General features: G+C 25.6%; 3 protein-coding genes and 1 pseudogene. All 4 read left to right on the top strand.

Translation table 11 applies throughout. The features are described 5' to 3' along the window. Positions 1-429, top strand: a pseudogene (locus ACRC28_RS02405) (glycosyl hydrolase family 8); the annotation flags it as partial. 239 nt (positions 430-668) lie between these two features. Next, on the top strand, positions 669-2,819 hold the full coding sequence (locus tag ACRC28_RS02400) for a YhgE/Pip family protein (RefSeq protein ID WP_438541862.1): 2,151 nt from the start codon (positions 669-671) through the stop codon (positions 2,817-2,819). 111 nt (positions 2,820-2,930) lie between these two features. Beyond that, positions 2,931-4,847 (top strand): sensor histidine kinase, encoded by a 1,917-nt coding sequence (locus ACRC28_RS02395; protein ID WP_438541861.1) that lies wholly within the window; start codon positions 2,931-2,933, stop codon positions 4,845-4,847. A gap of 2 nt (positions 4,848-4,849) precedes the next feature. Then, on the top strand, positions 4,850-5,506 hold a 657-nt coding region (locus ACRC28_RS02390; RefSeq protein WP_438541860.1), incomplete at its 3' end, for a hypothetical protein.

The following is a 5,506-nucleotide window of genomic DNA, read 5'->3' as shown; positions in this document are numbered from 1 at the left end:
GATAACGTACCACTTTATAGAAAAGTATACGATACAAAAACAAAAAAATATGATGATGAAAATGTAGATATGCTTTTAAATACAATAATTCTTTTAAATCAAGCTGAAGCTGGGGTAGATATATCTAAAAGTGTAAATTGGATAATAGAAAAATTTAAGACAGATGATGCAATATATAGTTTCTATAATCCAAATACAGGAGCTAGCGAATCAGATGTACAGTCAACATCAATTTATGCAAATTTACTTCAGATAGCAGAAATTGAAAAAAATAATGAGTTATATGAGTTAGCATTAAGAAAATTAAATGCATATCAAGTATTAGATAAAAAAAGTAAGCTTTATGGTGGATATGGTGATAAAAAGACTATGGAAGTATATTCTTTTGATAATTTAAATGCACTTTTAGCTTATAGAGATGTTGAGTAATTTAAAATTAAAAATTTAGAATTTAGAGGGAGTTGCAAAGCAACTCTCTTTTAGATTGGAAAAGAAAGAAACTTGTGCATAGTTTCTTTCTTTTTTGAGGGAAAATTCACAGAAAAATAAATTTCAAGTATAAAAAATATCTAAGTAATAAATTATAAAGTTTATTAAAAATAAAAAATGACTTTTAGTCATTTTTCTGATATTATAAATATATAAGATTAAAAGAAGGGGAAATTCAGATGAAAAATATTTTAAAAATTTTCAAAAAAGATGTAGTTAAAATAGTTACTAACTGGGTAGCTTTAGTTGTAGTAATGGGACTTATCATACTTCCTTCTCTATATGCATGGTTTAATATAAAATCATCATGGGACCCATACGGAAACACAAAGGGAATTAAAATAGCAATTGTTAATGAGGACAAGGGTGCAGAATTTAAAGGGAAAGAGATAAATGTAGGAAAAGAAGTTGTAGATGAATTGAAAAATAATGATTCATTAGGATGGGTATTTGAAAGCAAGGAAAAAGCTAAAATTGCTGTAGAAAGAGGCGAAGTTTTTGCAAGTATAGAAATACCAGAAAACTTTTCAAAGAATGCAATTTCATTAACTACAGATAAAATTATAAAGCCAGATTTAATTTATACTGTAAATGAAGGGGCAAATGCAATAGCACCAAAGATAACAGATAAAGGGATTCAGACTATAAAGGGAAATGTTGATAGCAGTTTAGTTAAAGCAGTCAATGGAGCTATATTTAAAGTATTTAATGAAATCGGAATTGAATATATAAATGAAAGGCCTAAAATACAAAGTGGTGTAAAAGCATTATATGATTTAAATAACAATTCAGATAAAATCGGAGAACTTATAAATAAAGCTTATGATGGAACTATAACAGTAAATCAAATGATAGAAAAGATAAATGCTATAGTACCAAGCTTTGAGGAAACTATAAACAAAGCATCAGATATTCTAAGTTCGGGTGAAACCTTCCTTCAAAGTACAAAGGACTCTATAAATAAAATATCACCAGTAATAAAAGAAGATTTAGTACTTGGTAAAAAATTAATCGATGGAGCTTTAAAAATTAGTGATTCTTTAAATGAAAATGTAGATAAAGAAGCACTTATACAAAATCTTGGTGCTATAAAAGGAAGACTTCAAAATATAAATGGAATAGTAAATTCTGTGAAAGATGTATGTACTAATTTAAATAAAAATGGAATATTAGATAATACTATAGAAAGATTAAATGGGTTAAGTGAAAAAATAAATAATACTATAAACTTTATTGATGGATTAACAAATACATTACAAGGAAATGGAACTATATCAAAAGAGGATATAGCTGCATTAAAAGAAAAACTTTCAAATATATCTAGCATATTAGGAAATATAATTGAGAGTTATGACCAAACTATAATGCCAGAAATAAATAATAGTGTAGATAAAATTTTAGATGGAGTAAATAGTGCTGAAAAGACAATTGAAAAAACAAATGAAGCTCTTCCAAAAGTTAAGGAAGGCTTAGATGTTTTCAAAAATGGTGCTACTATATCAAATGAAAAGCTTAAAATTTTAAAAGAAGATTATCCACAAATTCAAAAAACATTAAGCGATATAGTATCTAAAATAAAGAAGATAGACAATGGAGATAATGTAGATAGTATCTTAGACTTATTAACTAATGACTGGAAGGGGGAAAGTGATTTCCTAGGAAATCCAGTAAATATACAAGAAAACAGATTATTTACAGTGCCAAACTATGGTTCAGCAATGTCACCATTCTATACAACTTTAGCTATTTGGGTTGGAGGGCTTATATTAGTATCGATTCTTACTGTATCTATAAAAGGGATAGATGAAGAAAAAGAAAATATAAAGACATATCAAATATTCTTAGGAAAGTATTTAACATTTGTAACTATAGGAATGCTTCAAGGTTTTGTAGTTGCAATGGGAGATATGTTTATTTTAAAAACTTATGTATTAAATAAATTAGGGTTTGTTTTATTTAGTATGTTTATAAGTTTTGTGTTTATAACTATAATTTATAGTATTGTTTCTGTATTTGGAAATATAGGAAAAGCTATTTGTATAATATTTTTAGTGCTTCAAGTTGCAGCTGGTGGAGGAACATTCCCTGTTGAAGTAATGTCAAACTTCTTTAAAGGATTAAATCCAATATTACCATTTAAATATGCAATAAACGGAATGAGATATTTAGTTGCAGGAGGAGTAGAAGAATTATTTATAAAGGATTTAATTACATTAGTGTTATTTATAATTCCATTTATAATAATTGGGTTAGTTGCTAAAAAGTTTTTTAATAAGAGTAGTGAGAAATTCATTAAAAAATTAAGGGAAAGTGATTTAGTAGAACATTAATCATAAAATAAAGCTGAAAAAATCAGCTTTATTTTTTTATGTTTAAAGGAAAAATATAAAAATATTCACAAATAAAGTAAAATAAAGTAAAATAAGAAAGGAGGATAGGAGATGGGTAATGAATTTATGGAGATAATGTATATAAAGAAAGAGAAATTGGGAAAAGTATGTATAGGATTATTAGGAGTAGTAATAGTTATAAAGTCTTTAGAACCATATGGATTAGATGTAGGAACAATAGTAGAATTCTATTACTTGATAATTAGTTTAATAGCATTACTTTTAATATTTTCAAATAAAAATGAAAAAAATAGGGTACTATTTTTAGATTGTGCATGGATATTTTTTTCTATAAGTCTATTTAATGTTTATTCAGTAGTATTGAAACAAGAAAACACATTAGGAAGTTTATTTTATAGTGAAATGGAATATTTCAGTATGATAAAGATGATACATATACTTTTGGGTATAAAGTTTGTAATAGATAATTTAATAGGCAAAAGAAATGTAGCTAAAAATGCAAGATATATAGCATTTTTTATAGTTACTAGTATTTTAATTGTAATTGTAAATTTAAATAATAAAATAGAACACATTATTCTTGTATCAGCAAGTATATGGATATTAGTCCTTATAAGAAGAATGAAAAGAATAGAAAGTGAAGAAAAAAAGATAGATGGAAAAGTGAATTACATTAAATTTTATTTATGGATAAATCTTGTTGAAAATATTTTGATATTCTTTCACAAATACATTACTGATGAGTGGATGTTATTAGAATGTGGAGCAAATGGAATAAGATTTGTTTTGTGGACTACACTTTTTATATATGTAGTTGAAGAAATTTTAAATGCACCATATAACAAGGCTAAGGGTGAGATAACAAGAAGTGAAAAAAAAGTAATAGAGCTTAGTAATAGCCTTGAAATAAAGAATAATGAAATAGATATGAGAAGAGCAAACATAAAAGAGATTGAACAAACTTTTAAGGGTTTTTTTAGGAGTATACCAGTTCCAACAATAATTATAAATTCGATTAAAGGAAATATAATTTACATAAATAAACCTGGAATGGAGCTTTTAGGAGAAGAGAATATTGGGGATTTGTTAGGACAAAATCTAATGAGTTCAATAGATATCATAGAAGATGAAGAAATTAAAAAGATAAGCTCAAAGGTTTATTTTGCAGAAACAAAAAAAACAAAAAAGAAAATTGCAATTGAATATGAAGAAGAAAAGAATGATAAAGGTGAAGAGATATTGTTACTTACTGACTTAACATTACAAATAGAAGGTAATAATATAGAAAATATAATAAAAGAAAAAAAATTAGCAGAAGAAATGAAAAGAAAATTTTTAGCTAATATAAGTCATGACTTAAAAACACCTATAAATGTAATCTATTCATCAGTACAAATGCAAGATATATATATAAAACAAGGCGATTTAGAGGCACTTGAGGCACATAAAAATATATGTAAGCAAAATGCATTATGGCTTAGAAGATTAACTAATAATATTATAGATATGGGAAAGATAGAGTTAGGTTTCTTAGGAAATGGAATAATGGAGAGAGAGAATATAGTTGAGTGTGTTGAGGATATATTTAGTGGACTTATACAATATGCAAAAGAAGAAGAGATTGAGATGATATTTGACACAGAAGAAGAAGAGGTTTTTGTAGAATTCAATAGAGAGTATTTAGATAGAGTTATGTTAAATCTTATTTCAAATGCAATAAAATATAATATGGAAAATGGTAAAATTTCTGTAGATATTAAAAGCGACGAAAAACATGTATATATAAGCATTAAAAATACAGGTGTTGGTATGACAGAGGAATTTGTAGCGAAAATTTTTGATAGATATAGTAAAGAATCAAAAGAAGGAAAAGAACTTCATAAAAGTAGCGGGCTAGGGATGTATGTAGTTAAAAAATTAGTACAAGCACAGCAAGGGGAAATAAATGTTGAAAGTGAATATGGAGTAGGAACAACAGTTGTAATAAAATTTTCTAGGGTAGGTTAAATATGGTTAAAAATTTAAAGGTTAAAAGATATATACAGGTTGGATTAATAGCAGTAGCACTTCAAGCAATATTTTATTTAACAGGATATATAAATAAAAATTATAATGTATATGTAGATTTAACATATATTTATTGTGGGACTATCGCGATAGGGCTAGCTATAATATCTATATTAAGAAAGAATGATAGCTTTTATAAATATTTAGGTATTAGTTTTTTGGGAATAGGAATATTAGAGTATTTCAAGATATTTATAAAAATTCAAGATGGTGGGAAAAAAACAAATGAATTTATAGATATTATAATATCATTATGTATAGGAAATCTTGAAATTATAGTTGTAATAATTGCGATGATATTAGCATTAAAAAAAGCTACTAATACTAAGGCTGTGATTATAAATATATTAGTATTTGCAGCAAATTATGCTTATACCTATTTATTTACAAAGCTAGGCATATCTTTAATAGCATATTTTTTAATAGGTTCAATATGTTTGTATGTATTTTATAAATTGTTGAAAAAAAATAATATAGAAGATTTTCGAATAATTGGATATTTAGTGATTTTATTTTTTAGTGCCATAATTAGAGTCATATTTATAGGACAAGGATATATTTATATATTTATTGCAAATACTCTTAGAATGTTAGCATAT

The sequence above is a fragment of the Clostridium sp. genome (assembly GCF_051650885.1).
Lineage (GTDB): Bacteria > Bacillota > Clostridia > Clostridiales > Clostridiaceae > Clostridium.
The sequence above is the reverse complement of the archived record's forward strand: the minus strand, read 5'-3'. Positions and strand labels throughout refer to the sequence as shown.

Bases quoted from the DNA above. Each gene is read 5' to 3' on its own strand.
- ACRC28_RS02395 (WP_438541861.1), top strand. From the start codon at position 2,931: ATGGGTAATGAATTTATGGAGATAATGTATATAAAGAAAGAGAAATTG.
- ACRC28_RS02400 (WP_438541862.1), top strand. From the start codon at position 669: ATGAAAAATATTTTAAAAATTTTCAAAAAAGATGTAGTTAAAATAGTT.